Consider the following 25,247-nt stretch of genomic DNA (forward strand, 5'->3'; position numbering starts at 1 on the left):
TGTTTTAAATTTAGTTAAAACAATTTATAAAAAATGCAATTTAGGAGGCTAATGCGGGTATAAAAAAAGCCAGCTTAAAAGGAGCTGGCTCAATCATTACTAAAATTAGTAATTAAACGGGGTAAATCAACATGAAGCTTGTGTTAACTGCAATTAATCAACAAGCATAATAGTAGACGTCGCACATGAAATTAAGTTCACATAAAAATATAAATAATTTAAAAATTAAAATATGGGCATAAAAAAAGCCAGCTTAAAAGAAGCTGGCTCAATCATTACTAAAATTAGTAACCAATCAGGGAAATCAACATGAAGCTTGTAATAACTGCAATTATTCAACAAGCACAACAGTAGACGCGTGTTTTTAAATTTAGTTCAAACAATTTATAAAAAAATACAATTTAAGGTCATATTTACAGGCATAAAAAAAGCCAGCTAAAAGGGCTGGCTTAATCATTACTAAAATTAGTAACCAAACAGGGAAATCAACATGAAGCTTGTAATAACTGCAATTATTAAACAAGCACTATAATAGACGCCGTTTAGTTAAATTAGTTCACATGCTAAGTGAAAAAATTAGCTTTTAATAAGTGATAACATTTGCTGCTCATCAAACGATGTGAAGCTCATTGATTTATCGGTAAATAATGCATCAACAAGCGCCTGCTTATCTTGCTGCATTTTAAATACCTTTTGCTCAATTGAATTACTCATAATTAATTTATATACAAATACTGGATTTGTTTGGCCAATACGATAAGCGCGATCGGTGGCCTGTTTTTCAACAGCAGGGTTCCACCATGGATCAAAGTGAATAACAGTATCGGCCTGGGTTAAGTTAAGCCCAGTACCGCCTGCTTTTAAACTGATTAAAAATACCGAGGTTTTGCCACTGGTAAACTCATCAATTACTTTGTCGCGATGACGCGTTTGCCCAGTTAGCATACTAAAGTTTATATGTATGTCGTTTAAACGCTCTGCAATTAAATCGAGCGCAGAGGTAAATTGGCTAAAAATAATTACTTTACGACCAAGTCTAAGCATTAACGGCAAATGCGTAGTTAGCCATTCTAATTTTGCTGAACCTGCTTGTGTTTCTGGCTCTATTAATTTTGGATGACAACAAATTTGCCTAAGCTTTAATAGCGCTTCTAAAAATGCGAGCTTACTTTTTTGTGCGCCTTGCTCAGCAAATAAGTCTATAAGCTTTTCTTCTAATGCGCGCGTAATACCTTGGTACATATCTTTTTGTTTGGGCTCAAACTCAAATTCTTTTAGCAGCTCTGTTTTTTGTGGGAGCTCTTGCGCTACCTGCGCTTTTGTACGGCGTAATATAAACGGCATAATAAGCGACTTTAGTTGCTCAGCGCGTTCTGAGTCGGCTTCGCGCTCAATAGGAGTTTGAAAATGCTGTTTAAAGTGAGCTTGCGAGCCAAGTAATGAAGGCATGGCAAAGTCGAGTAACGACTTAAGCTCAAATAAATTATTTTCAATTGGCGTACCGCTTAAACATAACTTAAAGTCGGCATTTAAACGCTTAACTAAGCGCGAGACTTGTGCAGTATCGTTTTTAATATATTGCGCTTCATCTAAAATAATATTTTCAAAATAAAGTGGCGAGTAATAAGCAATATCACGTTTTAGTAATGGGTAAGTCGTTAAAATACATTGCGCTTGCGCTAAATGTTGTAAAGGCTCATTACGTTGCGAGCCAAAAATAGTGGTTACTTTAAGGCTTTTGGCAAATTTGGTTATTTCGTTTTGCCAATTACTTACCAAGCTAGTAGGGCACACTATAAGGGTCGGCCCCGCTTGCGGGCGATTAAAACTGCTGGCTAAAAAGGCAATAACTTGTAGCGTTTTACCAAGTCCCATGTCATCAGCAAGTATGCCGCCCAATTGGTGGCGTTTTAAAAAGCTAAGCCAATCAACACCTTGTTGCTGGTATTCACGTAGTGTTACTGAATCATTTAAACCGTGTAAGGGCACCACTGGCATTGCTTGCTCGGTGTTATTTAACTCATCAAGATAACGCTCAAGAGAGTCATCATGAAGGTCTATAGTGACTGCGGTATGCTTTACCAGCTCAGGCAAATAAGAAAGCGGGATATTAAATTCTTCGCGTGTTTTTACAAACTCAAAGCGTTGTTTAAATTCTGTTAGTAAATTAATCGCATCTTTACTAATAACACCAAATTGACGCCCAACAGGGTAGTAATAAAACAGCTCACTTTGACGATTTAATGATTGATAAGTGGCATCATCAGTATTAAAAAGTGCACCGGCTTTGGCATCGCTTAATTGCACTTTACAGTGCATTTGGTGCCCTGCAGCACGGTTTACATCGAGTGTAACGTGTCCTTGAGGGTCGGCTACATTTACTTTGGTTTGAGTTACTTGCCAACCACGCTTTTTGAAGCCAGGAAATACTTCGTAAACAAGCCAATGTAAATGTATAGGTGATTGTTTATTAAATATAAACTCACTTTGTAAACCCCCTTTACAAAACTCAAAGCCTAAATTTACTAACTCATTTGTTACTGTGTTTTCAAATGCACTATTTATTAAACTCGATGGCGCTGTTCCCGCTGGATAATTTTTGTTTTTATATTTAAACAGTAGCGAGACTTTAAGGGCTTGCTCATCCATAGTGGCTTTTAAAACAGCATTACCAAGTTGCTTAACATTGACTTGTTCGTTATTCGGATGCGGTATAACACCAGCTCCAAAATTGTCTGCAAGTTGTTTATAAATACGATCAAAATTTGCATCATGTAGTGCAGGAATTGATTGTAAATGTGCTATTTCATCAGCACTAAGCTGCGTTCTGATCCGGCCAACTTTAAAGTGATCAAGATCTAAATAAGCAGGCGGCGTGGTTTTGATCAGTGCCCAATTTTTACTGTGTTCAAGCTCAGTAATTAATTGCGATAACTCGTTTTTTTGCTGCCATTTAAAGTTCAGCGACTGGCCTGTTTGGGCTTTAATAGCCACACGCGAACGCTGTAAAAACAATCGCTCAGTTGCAATTAATTGTTGTAAAGCGCTAAAGCCCCATTGTCCTTTTAGCTCTAAATTACCCACTGCATTTTGTGAGCGAATCCAACTAAATAGTCTGAAGTCACTTTCGAGCAAATCGTTAGGCGTTACAAAACTATTTAATTGTTGCTCCGTAAGATTACGGCCCAGCGTGTAATTATTATTTTTGTTGTAATTAGCAATTTTTGGCGTTAAAAAAACTTTATTATTTTCAATGTCTAATACAAATAGAAGAACTTGCGAAGGATGTTTAGTATTTAAACTTTTAAGTGCTGACAACTCACTAAACCAATCATTAATAAAGTAGTCTTCTCCGTATTCACCTGAGTGCTCTATTTTGAGTTTAAATAATACGGCAGCTAAGTGCCTACATTTGGTTTTAGCATTACAAGAGCAATGCGTATCTACAGAGTAACCAGTCGGTACTTTACTAATTTCAATACGTTGGTTAAATGCTGATCCGGTAGCGCTTTGTACAGTTGAGTCAATAACAGCAAAATCACTACTGAATTCTAGCCAACTAATTTGGCCGTTTTTATAATACTCTTTGCCTTTATCAAGCACGTTAGGCCTAAATAGCTTTTTTATAAAGCGCTCAGAAAGAGGAAACAAGGTTGCCTGCTCATTTTTTATTTCTTCAAAAATAGCCAGTAAATCATTTTTTGATAAGTTAGCAGACATGTCACTCTAAGTATTAAATTTTTAAAATAATTCTGCCAGTATATTCTTTAACTGCGCACAGCAAAAGCAATATTAACGTTATATAAACTGGTTGGAGCTGCTAGGTTAGTAAAAAATCGGTTTATACGTAGTTTGTAGTAATTTATCTGCCAAAATAAGAATAGGCAAACAGTAAGCTCACAAGTTACAAACAACTTATTAACAACGCAGGGGCTTTACAGATCAGTTTTTTACTAACAAACTAAAATCCAGCATCAAATAGTCGCAAAAACTAAATTCAGTTGGTAAAAATGTGATCTTAAGAGCAGAAATGAGGGATTGATGGGTTATAAATAGCAAAAAAGATCAGGATTTTACTAAGTAAAAGGCCCGTTAGATCAGAATTTAACTAACCTAACAGGCTTTAAAGATCGCTATTTTACTAAGTAGTAAGGTACTAATTAAACGCGCTTAAAAGCTTAGTAAGCTGTTCTAAGCGTTTGTCAGTCAACACTTTATTATCTATTTTAATAGATACGTCACCACTTTTTAAATTGCGCTGTACGTTTATAAAGTTGTTTTCAAACACCGCCTCACGTTTAGCAACCGCGCTAGGCTCGGTCGTTAAACGTTTAGTAATAGCCATTGCGCGTTTGTCGTCGCTTGTAATGGCCTTAATCTCATCATCGTTGTGCAATTCACTAACTAACGCGTTAAATGCCTGCTCATCTCGCTCCTTTGCACTAACAAGCTTTTTAGCTACTTCTCTACCTACATGGTTAGCCGTTGGGTAAAGTGAAATTACATCAGCCGGTATTTGCTCGTACGCTTTAATGGCATCTGCAATTGCGGTGTGCGATACACCTTCAATGGCAGCAATTTCACGATAAGAGCCTTTTTTACCTTGCTCAATAAGATCGTTTTTAGTTTGCTGGTAAGCTTGTCCGAGCTCCCAAAGGCTCGGAGCTATGTACTGATCTGAAGATACAGCTAAAATTTTAGCGTCTTGCTCAGTAAAATCTGGAGAGCTTAATACTAAGTAGTCGGCATTACCCAAAATACAAGCTTTACGACGACGAGAACCTGCAAGTACTAAGTTAGTATTTCCCTGATCCCAAAGTAAAGCAGGGTGCTGATTTCGGCCATCTTCAGTAATAGCGGGTAAAATGTCAGAAACCGATTTTTCGTTTAAAAGTGCTTGAACACGGCGGTTTTTACCGTAAACCGTGGTGCTAGATTCTATATCTGCATGGGCTATAACTTTACACACTAAAGTAATTTCGCGTGTAGGGTCACTAGGCGCAGGCATTCTAATTACATCGCCAGCGTTTGCTTGCTGAAGTAATGCGTCGAGACTGCTATTGCCTACAGCAGTTGCAAATGGATCTAAGCGGGTGTCGTTTTTACGTTTTTTAGCCATTTTTATTTAACATCCTTACTTAGTGTTGTTAAGTGATGATTGGGTTGACTCCCAATTAGAACGAATAAGCATTTCTAATTCGTCTACAACATCTTTAATATTTTCTTGCGCGCGTAATAAAGACTCGCGACTTGCTAAACTATCCGATGCTTTTTGATCAAATATGGTATTAAAAGATGATGAACTAGCCGTAATTGCAGAGCTGTGGTTAATAGGGTAGCTCATTACTTGGCGGCCAAACGCACTGCGTACATCTTTAACAATATCGCGCTGTGAATGATTACCCTTAACGTAGTTGGTTACTAAAAACTGCATAAAGTCCCAACCTTCATGACCTAAAGCTGCAACAGTGTGGTAAATCTCGCCTAAACGCTTTAAGTATTTGTTGTTAGCATCAAAATCTACAGCTTCTGGATGGACAGGAATAAGCATTGCTGTAGAGGCCATTAAGGCGTTATAAAACATAAAGTTAAGAGTAGGAGCAGTATCAATTAAAATAATATCGAATTCATCTTTAACCGGCTCAATAACTTTCTCTAACAGTTTATGATAATGACGAGTTTGTTCATAATTAGAGGTATCTTTTAAAAGCGTAGCGGTTTCATGCTCAAAGTAAAAGTCATCCATACCTGAGGGTAAAACACGGATATTTGGGATATGCGTAGTCACAAAAGCACTCGAGACAAACTCTGGCCATGTTTCGCCTTCATCTAAATCAATGCAATCACGCATTAAATCGCCTACCGTAACGGGGTCATGATCGTTTGATGGGAAAAAGCTTGAAGATGACCCTTGAGGATCTAAATCAATAATACCAATTCGGTAACGTTTAATATTAGTGGTAGCTAACGCTGCAGCAATATTAACCATACTCGTTGTTTTACCGCAGCCACCTTTGAGTGAATTAATAACAATAACTTGAAGCTTATCGTTAGCAGTACGGTGATCTGGCTGAATATCCATGATATCAGCCATAGCAAAAATATTAACTAAGGTGTACGCATAGTGGCCATTTGCACCACGCTTGATATTTAAATCATCAAAGTCACCATTATCATGACGACGTTTTAAGGTACGGTTATTACACCCTAGTAAATCAGCTGCTGCTTTTTGGGTATATGTTCTTAATTCTTTTTCTTCTGATTTAAGGTGAGCGCGATAATGTTGTATGCGTCCTTTTAGAGATTTTTCAGCAACTTCGGCTGTTGCTTTTAAAAGCCGGTAAGTACTTAGCGCATTATTATTGATAGACATACTTTCTTCCTCAAAGTTAGGCAGTTAGTATAATGTCCATTCAAATAGCTGTAAACAACTATTTATGACGACATGCATTTTAATAAGAAGACATCTAAAAATATTTTACACCTTTAAGATTGCTTAGTATAAATAAAGAAGTTTAAAGGTGGTTAAATATATAAGGTAATAAAGGTTAAGGGTGTATAATAGTGGTGTAACTATATGATATTAATAAATAATGTAAAAAAAAGCAGATCACCTTTATACTTGGTTAAGATCAGATCTATATCTACATGCAGATCAGCTTTTTACTAAGCCTGATTTAAATATTAAAGTTATACACAACTTACTCAAAAAGTTATGTACAAAATGACTGTGTGAGATCAAGTTTTTACTAAGTAAATTATAAAGTTATACACTTAATCTTGCGAAGAACGGCTCAACTAATTGGTATAGATCTGATCTGTAGTAAGTACAGATCAGATCTATGCTAACTCGAGTTGCTGTTATCCACAGCAGATATATGTTTTACGAATATTTGTCGTGTGAAAAGTTTAAAATTAGCGCTTTCAGTGGACAAAAATATAATTGAGTTAGTAAAACTTTAACTTGTGAAGCAAAGCTTAGTAAAATTGTGATCCAAATTTAAGGTTATCACTCGTAACTTAGTATAATAATGATCCAATACGTTTATTTAGTGATGGATCACTTTTATACTAACTTAAACATTTAACTTTTGTTGCTTAATGTGTTGTTATTAGCTGTCGCAATAAAAAATGGAAATCAGAACAATGAGCCGAAAGGTCAACATCTCGGTAGATAACTTGCCCGATACACTTAGGGGCCAAATACACGGGGTGGAAAGTGCTATAGATAATGAAAGCTTAGCACTATTTACAGATAACAAAGATGTGCGAATTTCTATCGAAAATGCCGCTCATGGGTTACGTGCTTATTCAAACACGTTTAACCACTATGATTTATGGGGGCGTTTTGTACGTTCTGGGCATAAAAAACTGCCATTAGAAGAAGCACCTAAAAAAACAATTGTTACGCGTAAAATATCCGAAAAAGTGGATGGTATTTTATATGACGGCGAAATAAAAATTACACCGGCTGTTGTAAGTACCCGTAAAGATGGTGAAGACGTAGAATATTTAGTATGGCCGTCAGATAGAGAAGAAAAAGTTGAACGTGCGTTAATTCGCTTGGCATCGAAAGGTAAAATTGTAAAAATCAATTTTAAGTCCGGTATTCAATATGCCGTGGTTTTTTCGATGAACGAATTAGCCCAAGAACTTAAAGCGGTTGGGCAATCAATGCCATATCCACAAATCAAAGAATCACTTGAAGCTCTTCAAGGTTCTAAGCTTTCATTTAAATACTCGGCTACTGATACTAAAAATACAGACATTGATGATTCTTTTTACGAGTCGAATATGAACTTTTTATCATCTCTTCATTTTAGTGGTAAAAAAGGCCAAGGCGGCAATGTTAAATGTGTTGCATGTTTAAATGCATTTGTTCATAACATGATTGACAACCTTGAATACAAAGGATATTACTTTAACAGTGCACAAGAACTAAAACGTGGTTTATCACGTTGGATGATGTTGCGTTTATACCACCTTTGGCGTTATGCCGCGCCTGGTAAAACGTATCACTTCAGATTGTTATCTATTATGGAAAAATACGGCTCAATTTATTCAACCGACGATATAACAGAAAACAAACTAAAAGCTTTACGCCGCGATATGACCACAACAATGAAAGACTTAATTGAAAAAGGGGCTATTTCGGAATACAGCATTACTAATGTAAAAGATGATAAAACCGGAAATATTATTGATTACACCTACGAAATGCATCCGTCTGATCAGTTTTGTGATGAGATACTCACGCTTAACAAGCAAAATAAGCGTATCGAGATTCAAGGCGGCAAACGAATTGTCGAAAACGCAGTTTTAATTGACGAAGATAAAATAGAAGAAATAGTCGAGAAATAACTTCAGTTAAAATAATAAGCTACTTACCAAAAAGGCCACACTATGTGGCCTTTTTAACATAATTATTTATCTACTTGTTCTAAGTAAAGTCTATCAACTAAAAAGTCATACTCTTTTTTTCTCGGATGAGATTCAGGTTTTTGATAATCTGGTAAGGTACCTAACTTAACGTCAGCCTGTGGATTAATTAAAATAAACGGCAATGCAGCACTTACGTGATACCTATTTTCTGCGGTATACCTAACATTAACTTGGGGGCTTACTCGGGTAGGGCGGCGAATTCTTAACTTTTCTTTATCACCTAAACTCGCTACTCGCAATTGCTCTTGTGCAACAAGGGCTTGCCATTTTTGTTGGTCGATCATTCTTGGGTTTCTATAACCAGCAGATTTATCGAGCATTTCAAGCGCCATTTTTTTAGTTAGAGTTTTAGTTGCATGCTTATGCATCCACGTAAATCTCACTGAAAAAGGGGATTCACTTTGAAAATGAATTTTTCTATAGGCTGCAAGAGTTATTAAATTTGGCACCGCGTTATGAACGGCTTCAAATCGCGCATCATTATTATCGATGGCCAAAACACATTCTTTAAAAGCAGCCTTAGCTTTATTAACTTGTTTTATGCGGTTTGTTAATGCCATGACATCTGCATTTTTTAGAACCAAAAGACCAGGGTGGCGCTTTAATACTCTACTACTTAAACTTTCTTTTTTATAAATATCAGTAAACGAATTTAAAATTGCCCTATGAGCAATTTCACCGGTTAATTTTTTTACAGGAATTGACTCGGGAATAATATTTTCATCAACACTTGTTATATCTGGGAGCTGATAATATTCAGCCTTTGAATATTCACAGACACGTAATTCATCAATCAACAACGACGTTAACTCATTCATTAAATCAAACTGACTTCTTATTTGTACTTTAGAAACCATAACCACCTTAAGAACACATCTTACTTATCTATTTACTAAGTTTAACCTTTTTCTTTGATTTTTAACAGTTCATTTGTAACGCTGTAGCTAAGTATAAATATATATTAGTTAAAGTATGATGTGTTCCTCTGGTGTTTCATTACGCTAATGAGATCCAAAATATAAGGAATTAGTGAACCCATGTGTGATCAATGTACTTGTTAATATTTAGCTAGATGAAGAAATTTGATTTAGCGCAGTTAATTGTCAGGGGGATATATGCTTATATATTATCAACCTTTGTGAAATGCTTTTAGCTTAAGGCCTGAAGTCAATTTTGATTGGGCAAGCAGTTACTGTATAGTAATTATGAGTGGTACTTTTAATAAAATACCAAGCTCCTGTTATGGGGAAGGCAGCTTCATGAAAATAAACTCTACTACAATTTAATATTAAAAATAGTCGATGTCTGTACAGATTATCTTTAGTAGCCTTAATTACAGTACTTACATTGTCTAGCAATCTGCTCCCAGCTGTTTAGCCGCATATAAAAAGTGGATTCATAGCTATTTACTTTTAACAGCCCGTCTCGCCATACCATATCTTAGGGTGAGTATCTATACGTCTGTTTGATTTAAATAAAAGGGCACTGTAAAGCTAAGGTTACAATCAACTCGATTTAGGTATGATGTGTTCCCGTTAAAACTGTTAACTTTAAGGCTTTTAATTCAATTTGGTTTGAGATGGTTAAAAAAACACCTTCATATGTTTAACTTATTGTATTTAAATAAAAATAACCAAATTAAACAACGCTTAGGTCAAAGCCTTTATAGCCATAAAATCACAAAAAACCTTATAAATACTTAACTCATAACAAATTAGTTGGTAAATAGTGAATATAGTCCTTGAACTTAGGGCTATGCATACGTTAATTTCTTTATATCAGGTAAAGTAGGAATGAGGAAAGAACATGCAATCGTGGAACCCAAATAGCTGGAGAGAACTGCCAATACTGCAGCAGCCACAGTACCCAGATCAAGAAGAACTGAAAACAGTAGAAAGCCAGTTAAAGAGTGCTCCGCCACTTGTTTTTGCAGAAGAAACAAGAAGCCTCTTTAAACAATTAGAAGATGTATGTGAAGGTCGTGCATTTTTACTTCAAGGCGGTGACTGTGCCGAATCATTTAGCGACTTCAATGCGGCTAATATTCGCGATACATTTAAAACCCTTTTACAAATGGCTGTTGTTTTAACATACGGCGGTAAATGCCCAGTTGTTAAAATTGCACGTATGGCAGGCCAATACGCTAAACCACGCTCTGCTGATTTAGAAACTATTGACGGTGTATCTTTGCCATCTTACCGTGGTGATATTGTAAATAGCTTTGAATTTACAGAAGAAGCACGTATTCCCGATCCACAACGTTTAATGAAGGCATACCACAACAGTGCCGCTACATTAAACTTACTTCGTGCATTTGCACAGGGTGGCTTAGCAGACTTACACCAAGTGAATCGCTGGAACATGGGTTTTGTAGCCGCTAATCCGCAAAAAGAACGATTCCAACAGCTCGCTGACAAAATTCAAGACGCGCTTGAATTTATGGAAGTATGTGGCATCAATTCTACTATTGCGCCAAGCCTAAAAGAAACCGATTTGTACACTTCTCACGAAGCGTTACTACTAGGCTATGAAGAAGCGCTTACGCGTCGCGATCACCTATCAGGTGACTGGTACGACTGTTCTGCGCACTTTGTATGGATTGGTGAGCGTACACGCCAGTTAGACCATGCACACATTGAATTTTTCAAAGGTATTAAAAACCCAATTGGTGTTAAAGTTGGCCCAGGAATGGACCCAGACGATCTAATTCGTTTAATTGATGCAGTTAACCCAGATAACATTCCGGGTCGCTTAACGCTAATCACGCGTATGGGCGCAGACGTACTGCCAGAGAAACTACCAGCACTTGTAAGACGCGTTCAACAAGAAGGCCGTAAAGTAATTTGGAGCTCAGATCCAATGCACGGCAACACTGAAAAAGCGACATCTGGCTACAAAACACGTAGCTTTGATAACATCATGCGCGAAATTAGCCAATTCTTTGCAGTACACAAAGCTGAAGGCTCATACGCAGGTGGTATCCACTTAGAAATGACAGGGCAGCACGTAACAGAGTGTACAGGTGGTGCTTACGGTTTATCAGACGATGACCTAGCTCAACGTTACAAAACACAATGTGACCCACGTCTAAATGCAGACCAGGTATTAGAAGTTGGTTTCTTAGTAGCTGATTTATTAAAAGACGCTCGTAAGTAATAAGTAAAAAATTAAAGCCGCATATTGCGGCTTTTTTTAGCAAAATAGTAAATTAGTTTGTTAGTACTTACGTCGCTCAAGGTTGCTGTCTATTAATATTTTTGCAGATATTTCTTCTACAGAATGGTGAGTAGAATTAAAGTATGCAATTTTATGTCGCTTATAAAGCATTTCAACTTCACGCACTTCAATTCGGCATTGTCTTATTGATGCGTATTTAGAATTTGCCATACGACGATGCCTAATTGCAGCTAAACGCTCAGGGTCAATCGTTAATCCAAATAACTTATGTTTGTAAGGGAGCAAACATTTAGGTAATCCTTCGCTCTCTAAGTCGTCTTCAGTTATTGGGTAATTTGCAGCTTTAATTCCGTACTGTAACGCTAAGTACAAGCTAGTAGGTGTTTTACCGCTTCTGCTTACGCCTACTAAAATAATATCAGCCTCAGAAAAGTTTTTAATATTGCCGCCATCATCATTCATAAGAGCATAGTTAACCGCATCTATTCTAAAGTCATAGCTTTTTTCATGAATAGAGTGGGTACGATGCATTTTTGGCACTGGCGCAACATTAAGCTCTTTTTCTATTTTTTCACTGTAAGTAGACAAGAAATCATACGCGATTGCATCGGCCGATTTAATAATTTCACTTAAGTTATGATTTACAAAGGTAAAGAATACAAATGGCTTCTCACCTTCTTTTGCGGCAGTTGCGTTTATTAACGCTTTAATTTCATTTGCTTTTTCTTCTGTTTCTACAAAAGGAATAGTTTTGTGGTTAAATTCGACCGGAAACAACGACAGAGTCGCGTGACCAAACACCTCTGAGGTGATTGCAGTGCCGTCTGATATATAAAAAGCAGTTCTCATAGTTTACCTTTTTATTACGTTTAATCCCTAAAATGGCTTACTCACGGTTTACGTGAGGTCTAATGCCAGTGTAGAATGAAGGTGACCTTTATAAAAGGTTTTCTTTCTTAACTCTCACAGTTACAACTACAATTTGTTTTTTTGGAGAAAGACCCGTGCAAGAATACGTTCTCTGGTATCAAGAGCTTGGTATGCAAGATGTTCCACGTGTTGGCGGCAAAAATGCCTCACTCGGTGAAATGATTTCAAACCTCGCTAACGCAGGTGTACAGGTTCCGGGTGGTTTTGCCACTACAGCCGACGCTTTCAATGAGTTTTTAGAGCAATCTGGACTCAATGCAAAAATTCACGACATTTTAGATACACTCGATGTTGATGATGTAAATACACTCGCTAAAGTCGGTGCCGATATCCGCCAATGGATTATCGATACCCCATTCCAACCTAACCTAGACCAAGCCATCCGCGACGCATATAGCCAACTACATGGCGATACATCAGCCGATGTTTCATTTGCAGTACGCTCATCAGCTACCGCTGAAGATATGCCAGATGCATCATTCGCAGGCCAACAAGAAACATTCCTAAACGTACGTGGTATCGACTCAGTCATGGTCGCCATTAAACACGTATTTGCTTCTTTATTTAACGACCGCGCCATATCGTACCGTGTTCACCAAGGTTATGATCATCGTGGTGTAGCGCTTTCTGCTGGTATTCAACGCATGGTTCGTTCAGATAAATCAGCGTCAGGGGTTATGTTTAGTATTGATACAGAGTCTGGTTTTGAAGACGTTGTATTTGTAACTTCAAGCTACGGTTTAGGTGAAATGGTTGTACAGGGTGCAGTAAACCCTGATGAATTTTATGTTCATAAACCAACATTACAAAAAGGGTTGCCATCGGTAGTACGTCGTAACATTGGCTCTAAAGCCATTCAAATGATCTACTCTGCAGATGAGGCACACGGTAAACAAGTAGAAATTGTTGACGTAGAGCCAAGCCTTTCAAACAAATTTTCAATTACAGATGAAGAAGTGCAAGAACTTGCAAAACAAGCTGTAATTATCGAAAAGCACTACGGTCGTCCTATGGATATCGAATGGGCAAAAGACGGAAACGATGGCAAATTGTACATAGTACAAGCGCGCCCAGAAACCGTTCGCTCAAACGAAGATACCAATATTATGGAGCGTTTTCAGTTAAATGGCACAAGCAATGTCATTGTTGAAGGCCGTGCAATTGGTCATAAAATTGGTAGTGGTGTTGTTCGTGTTCTTGATTCAATTCAAGAAATGGATCAAGTACAAGAAGGCGATATTTTAGTTACCGACATGACCGACCCAGATTGGGAACCTATCATGAAGCGCGCCGCAGCCATTGTTACAAATCGTGGTGGGCGTACGTGTCACGCAGCAATTATTGCCCGTGAACTTGGTATTCCTGCGGTAGTTGGCTGTGGTAACGCAACCGATTTAATTAAAGCAGGGCAAGAAGTAACCGTATCATGTGCTGAAGGCGATACAGGTTATATATACGAAGGTATTTTAGATTTTGAAATACTTACGTCGCGCGTTGATAAAATGCCAGAGCTACCAATGAAAGTAATGATGAACGTGGGTAATCCAGACCGCGCGTTTGACTTTGCACGTTTACCCCATGCAGGTGTTGGCCTTGCACGTGTTGAATTTGTAATTAACCGCATGATTGGTGTTCACCCTAAAGCGCTATTAAATTTTGACGACCAGTCACCTGCACTGCAAGCTGAAATTACCGACATTATCGCCGGTTACGAATCGCCAGTTGAATTTTATATCTCTAAATTAGTAGAAGGTATTTCAACGCTAGGCTGTGCATTTGCTCCAGAGCGTGTCATTGTGCGTATGTCTGATTTTAAATCAAACGAATATGCCAACTTAGTAGGTGGTGAGCAATACGAGCCTGAAGAAGAAAACCCAATGATTGGTTTTCGTGGTGCTGCGCGTTATATCTCAGAAGACTTCCGTGATTGTTTTGCCCTTGAATGTGAAGCAATTAAACGCGTAAGAAACACTATGGGTATGACAAACATTGAAATCATGATCCCATTCGTGCGTACCCTTGAAGAGGGTAAACGCGTTATCGAATTACTAGAAGAGCATGGCCTTAAACGTGGTGAGAATGGTCTAAAAGTAATCATGATGTGTGAGCTTCCTTCAAATGCATTACTTGCCGATGAATTTTTAGAGATGTTCGATGGTTTTTCTATCGGCTCTAACGATTTAACTCAGCTAACACTTGGTCTTGACCGTGACTCAGGCCTAATCGCACATTTATTTGATGAGCGTAATCCTGCGATTAAAAAGCTACTTTCTATGGCAATTAAAACAGCTAAAGAAAAAGGTAAATACGTAGGAATTTGTGGTCAAGGTCCTTCAGATCATGAAGACTTTGCAGCATGGTTAGTAGAGCAGGGCATTGATTCTGTTTCACTAAATCCAGATACAGTACTAGAAACATGGTTATACCTAGCAGACAAACTTGCTAAATAATCATCAGTACCCGTAACAAATAAAAATGCCAGCAATTATGCTGGCATTTTTGTGTGTGGGCTAAATTACCGTGCTAATTTTTTATCTAAATAATTACACGATTTAGTTAAGGCTTTTTGGCAAAGCTTTAAATAATGCCTGACTTTTGGGTAATAAAAAGAAAAGCACAGTAACCCCGCCATAAAAAATATCAGGGAGGGGCCTGGCACCAGAGAGAAAAACAACCCAAGCAAAATAAACAACACACCTATGATCTGTAATAGACATTTTTTCATATAAACCTCAGTACAATGGTTTAACTTGATTATAAATACAGCAGCTTAAATTACGATAAAAAGAGTGTTACAAACTGTAAAATCTTCAATTTCTATTAGCCATCACCATGATATAATTACACAAATGCCTTAAATTATCGCCGTCATGATAGCAACAATTACACAGCAAGATGCAGCGACCGAGCTTGTCGCAAACTACTTAAGTACACTTAATAATCAGGGGTTTAGTGGAGACACCGATGCAAGCTATGCAACACGTTTAACCGCCTCTACCGATAACAGTATTTATCAGCAAATTCCACAAGGTGTTATTTTTCCTAAAACCGAAAAAGACATTCAACTGGCATTGCAAACAGCATCTCGCGACCCATTTTTGTCGCTTACTTTTGGCCCACGTGGTGGTGGTACAGGTACTAATGGGCAATCACTCACACCAGGAATTGTGGTTGATTTATCTCGCTACATGCGCGAAATACTCGAAATTAACGTTGAAGAAGGCTGGGTTAGAGTACAAACAGGTGTAATTAAAGATCAATTAAACGACTTTTTAAGACCGTACGGCTTTTTCTTCTCACCTGACTTATCAACCAGTAATAGAGCAACCATTGGCGGAATGATCAGTACTGATGCATCGGGCCAGGGTTCATTAGTGTACGGTAAAACCAGCGACCATGTTTTAGGACTTACTACCTATTTAGTCGATGGTAGCCCAATGGTGACATCACCCATAGACATTGAAAAAGCTAAAGTAATAGCCGAACAAGAATCATTAATCGGTAGCCTTTACAAAACAGTATTGGAAATTTCTTTAAATGAGCGCCAAGTAATTTTAGAAAAATTTCCACGCTTAAATCGCTTTTTAACCGGCTACGACCTAGAACATGTGCTAAGTGATGACTTACAAACTTTTGATATGAGTAGGCTAATTACCGGATCAGAAGGCTCACTGGGTATAGTGACTGAAGCTAAATTAAACCTAACGCCCATAGCTGAATTTAAAACACTAATAAATATTAAATACGACAGTTTTGATTCGGCACTTCGCCATTCTCCCTTTTTAGTTGATGCACGTGCAACATCGGTAGAAACAGTCGATAGCAAAGTATTAAACCTAGCTCGTGAAGATATTATTTGGCATTCAGTATCGGACTTAATAACCGATGTGCCAACTAAAGATATGCAAGGACTCAATATGGTTGAGTTTAATGCAGTATCACCTGAAGATATAAAAGACAAAGTAAACACACTTTGCACCTTACTCGATGAATGCGTAGCAAATCAAACCAATGGAGTTATTGGCTACCAATTAACAAGCAATAAAAGTGACATTTTAAAAATTTACGCCATGCGTAAAAAATCTGTTGGCTTACTCGGTAATGTTAAAGGCAGCCAAAAGCCATTGGCCTTTGCTGAAGATACCGCTGTACCGCCAGAAAACCTTGCCGACTATATTGTAGAATTTAGAGCATTACTCGATAGCCATAATTTACAATACGGTATGTTCGGCCATGTTGATGCGGGGGTTTTACATGTACGCCCGGCGCTAGATATGTGCGACCCAGAACAAGAAAAACTGCTTCGTAAAATTTCGGACGAAGTTGTAAAACTCACCGCTAAATATGGCGGTTTAATGTGGGGTGAGCATGGTAAAGGTTACCGCAGTGAATATGGCCCTGAATTTTTTGGTGAGCATTTATTTAAACAACTTCGTAAAATAAAAACCGCGTTCGACCCAAATAATAGAATAAACCCTGGCAAAATATGTACTCCCATAGAAAGTGAGGATTCACTCGTTAGTGTAGATGGGCAAAAGCGTTCGTACTTCGATAAGCAAATTTCTATCGATGTAAAAACAAGTTTTAACAATGCAATGACCTGTAATGGTAATGGTATTTGTTTTAACTACGACGAAAATTCTCCTATGTGTCCTTCATATAAAGTAACCGGCGATCGCAGACATTCGCCAAAAGGCCGCGCAACATTAATGCGCGAATGGTTACGACTTCAAGAGTCTAAAAATGTAGACTTGCTCGAAGTAGAAAAAGAACTTAACAAAGGCGAAGTCATTACCTGGTGGGAGCGCTTTGTTCATAGCCGTGACAAAAACAAAGGCGTTTACGATTTTTCTCACGAAGTAAAAGAGTCAATGGATGAATGTTTAGCGTGTAAAGCCTGTACAACATCTTGCCCAATTAAAGTGGATGTACCTACTTTTAGAGCACGCTTTTTAAATTATTATCACAGTTATTACGCGCGCCCACTTAAAGATTATTTAGTCGCTAACATTGAAAGTTCGGCGCCTGTAATGTCTAAATTTGCACGCGTAATAAACCCAATTGTTAAAACAAACTTAGTAAGTAGTTTAATTAAAAAAACAGTAGGGTATGTCGATACCCCTCAATTAAGTGTGCCTTCACTTGAAAAACGCGTAGCAAAAGCACATAAATTTGATTTTGAATTATTAAACTCACTTTCAAGCGAAGAACAAAATAACTATGTGCTAATAGTACAAGACCCGTTTACCAGCTTTTACGAAGCCGAGTTAGTGCAAAGCTTTATAACACTAATCACTGCGCTAGGTAAAAAGCCGATGCTACTACCATTTAAGCCAAATGGTAAAGCTCAACACGTAAAAGGGTTTTTGCATGAGTTTAAAGTAACCGCAAAAAATGCCGCAGAATTTTTAAATAAACTCACAGATATAAATTCACCTTTGGTTGGTTTAGATGCATCGTTAGTTATGTGTTATCGCGATGAATACAATACCATTTTAGAAAATAATCGCGGTGAATTTCATGTGCAACTTGCCCATGAATGGTTACAAACTCAATCGTTTAAATCACTATCGGCTACACACAAAACCGATACTGAATTTACACTATTGAGTCACTGCACAGAAACAACAGCCATGCCAAAAGCAGCAAGTGTATGGAAAACAATTTTTACTGATATTGGTTTAACCCTAAATACAACCAATACCGGATGTTGTGGTATGGCCGGTACTTATGGCCATGAAGTACAAAACCAAGAAAATTCCCGTGCACTGTACGAAATGAGTTGGAAACCAATAGTAGATAAAAATAAACCCGAGCAACTTTTATCAACGGGGTTTTCGTGCCGCAGCCAAGTAAAACGCTTTGAGCAATTTAAACCTAAACACCCTATAGAGTTACTTGCACAGGTACTTAGCTAATAAAAGTTAACAATAAAAAAGCGTAACTTAAAAATAAGTTACGCTTTTTTTTATTACCCTGATAAATTCAACAACTAGGTTCACACAATAAATAAAAATTAAAAGTAACGCTTTAAATTTAAATAGTTATAAATACTACTAAGGCTTTTTAGCAAAACTATTAGCGATTGGCTTTGTGCTTATACCATGGATAAACACGCTAAATAAAATAGTGGTCATTGCAATAGTGGCAATATCGTATTTATTTTCTATTTGCGTGTCTATTACCATTAAAGTAAAAACAATAGATGCTAAACCTCGCGGACCAAACCACGCAAAAGTAAAACGTTCTTTCCAATTAAGTGCTGTAAATTGTAACGATAACATAACTGGTATTATTCTAATTAATGTAGTGCTTAGTAGGGCATACACAATTATGTTTGTATTTAATTTTGGTATTACTAAATACGCACAAACAAATCCAAATAAACACCAAATCATTAATGAAGTAAAATCAGCAATGTGCTCAGAATCTTCTATTAGCTCAGCGCGAATATCGGTTTTAGAAAATTTATCAAATAACAAACCCGCTACAAATACAGCTATAAATCCGCTGCCATGAAAATATTGTGTAATAGAAAACACCGCCATCGCAAACCCTAACAATAAAAATGGGCTGGTGTTTTTAGCGAAGTAATGTCGTTTCATTGCAAAATTTAGTGCCGGTATAAATACCGCAATAGAAAAACTAGCAATCAACAATGCTAAGCCAAGCTCTCTTGAAAACACACCTAAGGTATGTGAAGCAGTAATAGCTGAGTCAGGATTTTTTGCGAGTAAAATAAAAATTAAAAATACAGGTACACATAAACCATCGTTTAATCCGCTTTCTGTATTGATACCTTCCCTAATTTTTTCGGGTACTTGTGTACTTTGTAATAACCCTTTACTTAAAGCAGCATCGGTTGGCGTAAGTATAATTGCCAGCAGTGCCGATTGAATTAACGACAACTCTGCAAATAAAAATAAACTAACACCAATTCCACATAATAAAGTTAAGGGTAGGGCAACGAATAATAATAGGCTAGGGTATTGAAAACTATGCCTCAATACACCTAACTTAGATTTAGCCGCATCAGAAAATAAAAATATACTTAGCGTTAGCTCTATCAGTGGTAATAAATAATCTATTCCTGTTTTTAATTTTTCGCCTTCATTAGGAAGTAAAAACGCCAAAAACATGCCGCCAATAACAAAAAACATAGGCCCTGTTATTTCTGTGCGCTCTAGTTGTCTAATTGAAATTGAATAAACTAAAAATAAAAAACCAATAAATGCTATTACTAAGTATTCCATTAAATTTTCCTTTTAACGCCAGATTTTGCTCGCTCTTTAATATTTGTTTGAATGTAAATTTGATCGGTTGTGGCAATTTTTGAATGGCCTAAATCTTCCGATAAATGTTTTAGCGGTCGCGTTTGCGCATCATGTGTTGCGCCCGTGTGACGAAGCCAATGGGCAGTGGCTGCTTCAAGTTGTTCTGCATCATCTTTAAACCCATCATCAAGTAAAGATTGCTGTGCTAAATCAAAACTTTGCTGTACTAAACGCCTAATTTGTCTAACGGTCATCCCACCTTGTCCACGAATTTTATGCACCAATGGTTCAGATTCATCAACGCGTGGTAGGGCGGGTAACCCTCTGTATAATCTATAACGCTTTAAATACTCAACAAAATCATCACTTAACGTAACATCTCGTAGCTTATTACCTTTGCCCATAATTCGTAAAAACCAAAAACCGTCATTATCTTGCCAAAAGTGTGACATAACCGGCGACCACTGCGGGCGCTCTGATAATTCTGATATACGTAAATATAGCCCTTTTAAGCACGCAAGCGTAAATAGGTTACGTTCAAGCTCTGGTTTTTTTTCACATAAATCGCGTGTTACGCCAAATACATATTCCCATTGTATATCACTTAAAGTGTCTGGGATCTGAATTTGAGATTGAACAACCAAATAGGGACTATTTTTTTTCACTACAGGAATAAAGTTCGCAAATGTTTTTTCTTCTAATATAGAAAACTTATAAAATACATTTAGCGCAGTAAACATAGCCGCTAATGTTTGCTGACTCGCAATTGACTCTTTTAATATAAAAGGGCGCCAATTTTGGTTTAATCGACGAATACCTTGTTCGTCTTTGTAACGCCATTGCACCGAAGTTGAAGCCCATTTTTTATCTGGCTCAGCCATAAAATCAACATACGCTTCAATGTCTTCGCGTTTTAAATCAAACACTGATTTTTGGGCAATTAACCAAGACCACAAATAAAATCGTTCAAGCTCATTACGAAAACGATTAAATGTCGCCTCAGATTTACGGCCGTATACATATAAAAATTGGTATAAAAATTTTAGATCGTCCTTTGATTCAGTTACAGTCAAGCCAACTTGCTGTATAAAGGATGCAAGTTCTGGGTATTCTGAATTTAGAGTACCATCGTCAAGATGAGCAATTTGATATCTTAATTGTTTTAACGTATCAACTAAAGCAACAAGCATAATGTATAAATATTCAATAAAATAATAGACTTACAGCTTAACCCTAAAGTCCGATACTGTCTAGTATTGGACATAGTGAAAGTGGATTTATTTAAACATTGTTGTGGATTGTTATGAATCGTATTAAGGAAAGTTTTATGAAAAAATTTATCGTGTTAAGCCTACTTACAATAAGTGTATTACTAACAGGTTGTGCTACGACCGGTAGTGCTTCACCTAGCGAAAAACGCGCTTTAGTACAAAGCATGAAAAACAATACCCTCGACAAATTATACGCACAAAAGCCCGATGTTAAAAAACAAATCGCCAATTCTGCTGGTTACGCCGTATTTGATAACGCAAACGTCAATGTAGTTTTAGCCAGTTTTGGTGGCGGCTACGGTGTAGTAAAAAATAATTTAACGGGTAAATCTACCTACATGAATATGGGCGAAGCCGGTTTAGGGCTTGGTTTAGGTGTTAAAGACTTTAATGTGGTTATGGTTTTTCATAACCAAGCGGCAGTAAATAGATTTATTGAACACGGTTGGGCCTTTGGCGGAAACGCAGATGCAGCAGCAAAATACGAAGATAAGGGTGGAGCACTGGTTGCAGAAGCCATTGCCGACCAAGTTACCGTATATTCTTTAACCGAAAATGGCCTTGCACTACAAGCTGTACTAAAAGGCACTAAATTTTGGGTAGATTCTGAGCTAAATTAACACCTAATTACTCTCCTAAAAGCGGGCTGGTTTGTATAATCACGCTCGCTTTCTTATTAACTATCTAATTTAACATAACGTAATTTATGGGTTGTTTTGTTTTAATTATTACGTTAGCTTTTAAGCCAACTCTATGCAGTATATTTTATTTAGTTTATTATCGGTCTTTAATCTGTATTATATAATTATATCAATAACGATATTAATAATAGAGATGAAACTTGATGTTTATAAAAACTGATACTGATCAATTATTGGTATTTAGGACATGTGAAAAAGAAGTATATGATTTTGTAATGAATACAGGGTCTTTATGGCTTAGGACTTCTCATTATTATCAAAATATTGAAGAAGATATAGCTCGTGAAGACAAATTAGAGGGTTTAAGTACATCTAAAATTAGCTTGCCTCTTATTTTTGAATCAAGTCGTTCTAATACTACTTCAATTAAAGGTGAAGGTTTTATCGGTGAAATTCCTAAAAAAGCCTATATTATATCCTTTCATGGTGTTTCAATTGACGAAAAAACAAAAAGAGGCTTCGGGCCTAAAACATTTGGTATTTATAATATTGAAAAATTTATAAATGACATTTTAAATGAAGCAAAAAAACAACTTGATGTTAAAAGTTATATTTTCGGGAAAGTAATTTATCAGTATTCCCCTGTATTTATATCCTCAAGTAATTCAGGTGGTTCTTATAAATTAAATGAAAAAGAACACTTATCAATTTTTGATCAGAACCTCCTTAGAAAACGCCCTGTCGAACCTTTTATCCTTCAAGATGAATTTAGATTAATTCTATTTGTTGATGAATATATAAATAACAGTATTGATTCAATTTTAAAAATTAATGTATCAAATAAAAATTTTTATGACTACAGTGAAAATCATTTCTATATCAAGTAACCTTACTATTTAATAATTATAATAACTTTAAACTATTTAGCTTTTTATCAAACGCTTCTGCCAACTTTTCAGTTTCACTAAAAACGGTATTCCAATATTTAATGCGTGTGTCTGCATCAAGATCACTAAAGTCGTTTCTGTCTGGAATTTTTCCGTAAGGTAAACCGGCTATAAATTCTTTTGATGGGGCGATCATCACCACGTTGTCGTAATTAAGTGGCGACACTTTACGTTTTAAATTTTTATCGAACCACCCTGCTTTTGGCTCACTATTAAAATGTGGATATAAAATTAAGCCTGGGTTATTAATTTTTAAATCAAAATGGTAGTCAATTATTCCGCCATCGCGATACATACCTTGTGGTGAACCTGCAATGTTCTTTATACCTTGCATTACTAGTGGTATAGAGCCGGATGCGAGTAAAGCATCTTTTAAATTTGTTTGGCTAAGTGCTATGTTTTGGGTTTTAAAATTATAACTGTCGGTTATTGATAAGTTACTGTTTGGCGCACCAAAAATAAAACGCTCGTACTGCGAGCCTAATAATTTTCGGTTTACACGGTTGAGCATGTAACTTTTTGATAAACCTAAAAGCTGAATTAATTTGTTTTCGCTGGCAATAAACCCATTCGACTTAGCCACGATAAAATGCGCTTTAAAAATAGGGTTATTTAAAATTTCGGTTACGCCGTGCTCCCCAAATACATCATCTAATAATGAGCGGGCTTTTAGTGTAATTTCAGCGGGTGTTGGTTTATTACTAGAATAGCGTGTTTGCGAATAGGACTTTGCTAAACGCTCAATGGCAGCAACGGGGTCGTTTTGTGCAAAACAGGCAGATCGAAATGCCCCAGCAGATGAACCAATTAAGTTAAGTGGTTGAGTGCGGTTTTTAAAAAATTCACCAAAAATATATTTATCTAACCCGAATAAGGTAAACCATTTTGGCCCGCCACTTGCCCCTAAAAAAGAGGTAAATAATTCCGGTTTAAAGCCCTGGTCGTTAATAATTTTTGCTGCTGTTTTCCCTGCATAAATGTCGATCATTAAATCAGTTTACCTTATTATTTTGATATTTTTGTGTTATTTACAAAACCTAATTTTGAATAATTATGCAAAATTAAAAAGCGGTTTTATGTTGCCATAAAACCGCTTTTTATCGTTAAAATTGCTTAAAATACGGGAATCAATCCCAAATGCCGCTTTCGCATTTTCCCTGTACTTTTACATCTTTTACTTTAAATTCTGGCTCTATGCCTTTTTCTCTTTGTGTGTTGTAATCGCGATTAACAGCCACAATCGTTGGCGTGAGTAATATAATAGCGATTACGTTAACCACTGTCATTAATCCTAACGCTATATCGGCTAAGTCCCAGACTTCTTTTAATGATGCTGATGCGCCCCACAGCATCATTGATAAATAAAGTAATGTATAAATTGTGCGCCCTACTTTGTTATCGAGCTTAAATAAATGCAGGTTACTTTCAGCGTAAGCGTAGTTGGCCACCACCGAAGTAAAGGCAAATAAGGTAATGGCTGCCGCAACAAAGTAAACACCGCCTTGTGCTAAATGCGCAGTCATGGCGCTCTGGGTTAAACGTATACCTTCCATTTCGCCGCTTATATCTACATCTGCTAACAAAACAACAACAGCAGTACAGCTACAAAGTACAATGGTGTCGAAAAACACGCCAAGCATTTGTATATACCCTTGTGTAACTGGGTGATTAGGGATAGGGCTTGCACTTGCTGCGGCATGGGGCACACTACCCGCACCAGCTTCGTTAGAATATAATCCGCGTTGTATACCATTTTTAATGGCAGCGCCCATTGCGCCTGCGCCAGCCTCTTGTAAACCAAAGGCCGATAAAAACACATCTTTAAGCATGGCTGGTACTTGCGGCAAATTTATAAGCGTTATAATAACGGCAGCCGCTACAAATAATATGCCCATAAATGGTACTACGCGCTCTGCAAAGCGGGCTATTGCTTTAAAGCCGCCAAGTATAATTGAGCCTGCTAATACGGTAATTACTAATCCTGAATAAAAGGTGGGTACTTCAAATGCGTAGTTAAGTGCATCAGTTATGGTATTGGTTTGCATAGCACTAAAGGTAAAGCCATAACCTAAAAATAAACACGCCGCAAACACAATGGCAAAGGCACGGCTGCCTAAACCTTGTTGAATATAATAGGCGGGGCCGCCTCTAAATTCGCCACTACTATCGCGTACTTTATACACCTGCCCTAATACACTTTCGGCAAAGCCGGTTGCCATGCCAAGTATGGCTATAACCCACATCCAAAATATAGCGCCGCTTCCGCCTAGTGAAATAGCAACAGCTACCCCGGCTAAATTACCTGTACCTACCCGGGCACACAGGCCAGTACACAATGCCTGAAATGATGAAATATCGTCTTTTTTACACTTGCTACTGCCTTTTAACAGGCTAAACATGTGTTTAAATTTTACTATTTGAATTGCTTTTAAACGTACCGAAAACCAAATACCTGCAAACAGTAGTATGTAGATCAGTATTTGGCCTTCTCCCCATAATAGGCCATTTACACTTTTTACTACGGTATCGAACATGGGCTAATCCTTTTGTCTTTATTATGTTTTA

Annotated in this window: 16 protein-coding genes; 6 read left to right on the forward strand and 10 right to left on the reverse strand. The window is 37.2% G+C overall.

Annotated features, from left to right (window positions below; translation table 11 throughout):
• Positions 1-576 precede the first annotated feature (576 nt).
• The 3 genes from AN393_RS00725 to AN393_RS00735 form a co-directional block, all read right to left on the reverse strand.
• Positions 577-3,720: a DEAD/DEAH box helicase gene (locus AN393_RS00725; RefSeq protein WP_055013581.1), complete on the reverse strand. Its 3,144-nt coding sequence runs from the start codon at positions 3,718-3,720 to the stop codon at positions 577-579.
• A gap of 436 nt (positions 3,721-4,156) precedes the next feature.
• Entirely contained in the window at positions 4,157-5,119 is a 963-nt protein-coding gene (locus tag AN393_RS00730) for a hypothetical protein (protein ID WP_055017058.1), read from the reverse strand.
• Between the two features lie 15 nt (positions 5,120-5,134).
• Entirely contained in the window at positions 5,135-6,373 is a 1,239-nt protein-coding gene (locus AN393_RS00735) for an AAA family ATPase (RefSeq protein ID WP_004586301.1), read from the reverse strand.
• A gap of 773 nt (positions 6,374-7,146) precedes the next feature.
• On the opposite strand from AN393_RS00735, the gene AN393_RS00740 reads away from it, so the two are divergent.
• Entirely contained in the window at positions 7,147-8,361 is a 1,215-nt protein-coding gene (locus tag AN393_RS00740) for a hypothetical protein (protein ID WP_055013583.1), read from the forward strand.
• A gap of 62 nt (positions 8,362-8,423) precedes the next feature.
• Here the strand turns inward: AN393_RS00740 and AN393_RS00745 are convergent, their stop codons facing one another.
• Positions 8,424-9,299 carry a DNA replication terminus site-binding protein gene (locus AN393_RS00745; protein ID WP_055017059.1) on the reverse strand — a complete coding sequence of 292 codons (876 nt, stop codon included), beginning with the start codon at positions 9,297-9,299 and terminating at the stop codon, positions 8,424-8,426.
• Between the two features lie 949 nt (positions 9,300-10,248).
• Here AN393_RS00745 and AN393_RS00750 point away from each other — a divergent pair.
• Positions 10,249-11,598 carry a class II 3-deoxy-7-phosphoheptulonate synthase gene (locus AN393_RS00750; RefSeq protein ID WP_055017060.1) on the forward strand — a complete coding sequence of 450 codons (1,350 nt, stop codon included), beginning with the start codon at positions 10,249-10,251 and terminating at the stop codon, positions 11,596-11,598.
• A 60-nt stretch (positions 11,599-11,658) separates the two neighbouring features.
• On the opposite strand, the gene AN393_RS00755 is transcribed toward AN393_RS00750, so the two are convergent.
• Positions 11,659-12,468 carry a pyruvate, water dikinase regulatory protein gene (locus AN393_RS00755; protein ID WP_004586305.1) on the reverse strand — a complete coding sequence of 270 codons (810 nt, stop codon included), beginning with the start codon at positions 12,466-12,468 and terminating at the stop codon, positions 11,659-11,661.
• Between the two features lie 155 nt (positions 12,469-12,623).
• Here AN393_RS00755 and ppsA point away from each other — a divergent pair, with 155 nt between their 5' ends.
• Positions 12,624-14,999, forward strand: coding sequence for a phosphoenolpyruvate synthase (ppsA, locus tag AN393_RS00760; RefSeq protein WP_055013586.1), 2,376 nt, complete (start codon positions 12,624-12,626; stop codon positions 14,997-14,999).
• 65 nt (positions 15,000-15,064) lie between these two features.
• On the opposite strand, the gene AN393_RS20000 is transcribed toward ppsA, so the two are convergent.
• Positions 15,065-15,274 carry a hypothetical protein gene (locus AN393_RS20000; RefSeq protein ID WP_082422647.1) on the reverse strand — a complete coding sequence of 70 codons (210 nt, stop codon included), beginning with the start codon at positions 15,272-15,274 and terminating at the stop codon, positions 15,065-15,067.
• Between the two features lie 145 nt (positions 15,275-15,419).
• On the opposite strand from AN393_RS20000, the gene AN393_RS00765 reads away from it, so the two are divergent.
• Positions 15,420-18,467 (forward strand): FAD-binding and (Fe-S)-binding domain-containing protein, encoded by a 3,048-nt coding sequence (locus AN393_RS00765; RefSeq protein ID WP_055017061.1) that lies wholly within the window; start codon positions 15,420-15,422, stop codon positions 18,465-18,467.
• Between the two features lie 138 nt (positions 18,468-18,605).
• On the opposite strand, the gene AN393_RS00770 is transcribed toward AN393_RS00765, so the two are convergent.
• Complete coding sequence (locus AN393_RS00770) at positions 18,606-19,802, reverse strand: sodium:proton antiporter (protein ID WP_055017062.1); 1,197 nt, start codon at positions 19,800-19,802, stop codon at positions 18,606-18,608.
• Positions 19,802-21,013, reverse strand: coding sequence for a tyrosine-type recombinase/integrase (locus tag AN393_RS00775; protein WP_055017063.1), 1,212 nt, complete (start codon positions 21,011-21,013; stop codon positions 19,802-19,804). The genes AN393_RS00770 and AN393_RS00775 overlap by 1 nt, the downstream gene beginning before the upstream one ends.
• A 137-nt stretch (positions 21,014-21,150) precedes the next feature.
• Between AN393_RS00775 and AN393_RS00780 the strand changes: the two genes are divergently transcribed.
• Complete coding sequence (locus tag AN393_RS00780; protein WP_055013590.1) at positions 21,151-21,714, forward strand: YSC84-related protein; 564 nt, start codon at positions 21,151-21,153, stop codon at positions 21,712-21,714.
• 224 nt (positions 21,715-21,938) lie between these two features.
• Positions 21,939-22,622 carry a hypothetical protein gene (locus tag AN393_RS00785; RefSeq protein WP_055017064.1) on the forward strand — a complete coding sequence of 228 codons (684 nt, stop codon included), beginning with the start codon at positions 21,939-21,941 and terminating at the stop codon, positions 22,620-22,622.
• A gap of 16 nt (positions 22,623-22,638) precedes the next feature.
• Here the strand turns inward: AN393_RS00785 and AN393_RS00790 are convergent, their stop codons facing one another.
• Positions 22,639-23,670: a patatin-like phospholipase family protein gene (locus AN393_RS00790; RefSeq protein ID WP_055017065.1), complete on the reverse strand. Its 1,032-nt coding sequence runs from the start codon at positions 23,668-23,670 to the stop codon at positions 22,639-22,641.
• A gap of 139 nt (positions 23,671-23,809) precedes the next feature.
• Entirely contained in the window at positions 23,810-25,216 is a 1,407-nt protein-coding gene (locus tag AN393_RS00795) for a sodium:alanine symporter family protein (RefSeq protein WP_055017066.1), read from the reverse strand.
• Positions 25,217-25,247: the final 31 nt, after the last annotated feature.

It is taken from the genome of Pseudoalteromonas sp. P1-25, from assembly GCF_001401805.1.
In the GTDB taxonomy this organism is placed as follows: domain Bacteria; phylum Pseudomonadota; class Gammaproteobacteria; order Enterobacterales; family Alteromonadaceae; genus Pseudoalteromonas.

Coding starts and splice junctions, on each gene's coding strand:
- AN393_RS00785 (WP_055017064.1), top strand. CDS start 21,939: ATGTTTATAAAAACTGATACTGATCAATTATTGGTATTTAGGACATGT.
- AN393_RS00745 (WP_055017059.1), bottom strand. CDS start 9,299: ATGGTTTCTAAAGTACAAATAAGAAGTCAGTTTGATTTAATGAATGAG.
- AN393_RS00790 (WP_055017065.1), bottom strand. CDS start 23,670: ATGATCGACATTTATGCAGGGAAAACAGCAGCAAAAATTATTAACGAC.
- AN393_RS00765 (WP_055017061.1), top strand. CDS start 15,420: ATGATAGCAACAATTACACAGCAAGATGCAGCGACCGAGCTTGTCGCA.
- AN393_RS20000 (WP_082422647.1), bottom strand. CDS start 15,274: ATGAAAAAATGTCTATTACAGATCATAGGTGTGTTGTTTATTTTGCTT.
- AN393_RS00795 (WP_055017066.1), bottom strand. CDS start 25,216: ATGTTCGATACCGTAGTAAAAAGTGTAAATGGCCTATTATGGGGAGAA.
- AN393_RS00730 (WP_055017058.1), bottom strand. CDS start 5,119: ATGGCTAAAAAACGTAAAAACGACACCCGCTTAGATCCATTTGCAACT.
- AN393_RS00755 (WP_004586305.1), bottom strand. CDS start 12,468: ATGAGAACTGCTTTTTATATATCAGACGGCACTGCAATCACCTCAGAG.
- AN393_RS00740 (WP_055013583.1), top strand. CDS start 7,147: ATGAGCCGAAAGGTCAACATCTCGGTAGATAACTTGCCCGATACACTT.
- AN393_RS00735 (WP_004586301.1), bottom strand. CDS start 6,373: ATGTCTATCAATAATAATGCGCTAAGTACTTACCGGCTTTTAAAAGCA.
- AN393_RS00750 (WP_055017060.1), top strand. CDS start 10,249: ATGCAATCGTGGAACCCAAATAGCTGGAGAGAACTGCCAATACTGCAG.
- AN393_RS00780 (WP_055013590.1), top strand. CDS start 21,151: ATGAAAAAATTTATCGTGTTAAGCCTACTTACAATAAGTGTATTACTA.
- AN393_RS00775 (WP_055017063.1), bottom strand. CDS start 21,013: ATGCTTGTTGCTTTAGTTGATACGTTAAAACAATTAAGATATCAAATT.
- AN393_RS00725 (WP_055013581.1), bottom strand. CDS start 3,720: ATGTCTGCTAACTTATCAAAAAATGATTTACTGGCTATTTTTGAAGAA.
- AN393_RS00770 (WP_055017062.1), bottom strand. CDS start 19,802: ATGGAATACTTAGTAATAGCATTTATTGGTTTTTTATTTTTAGTTTAT.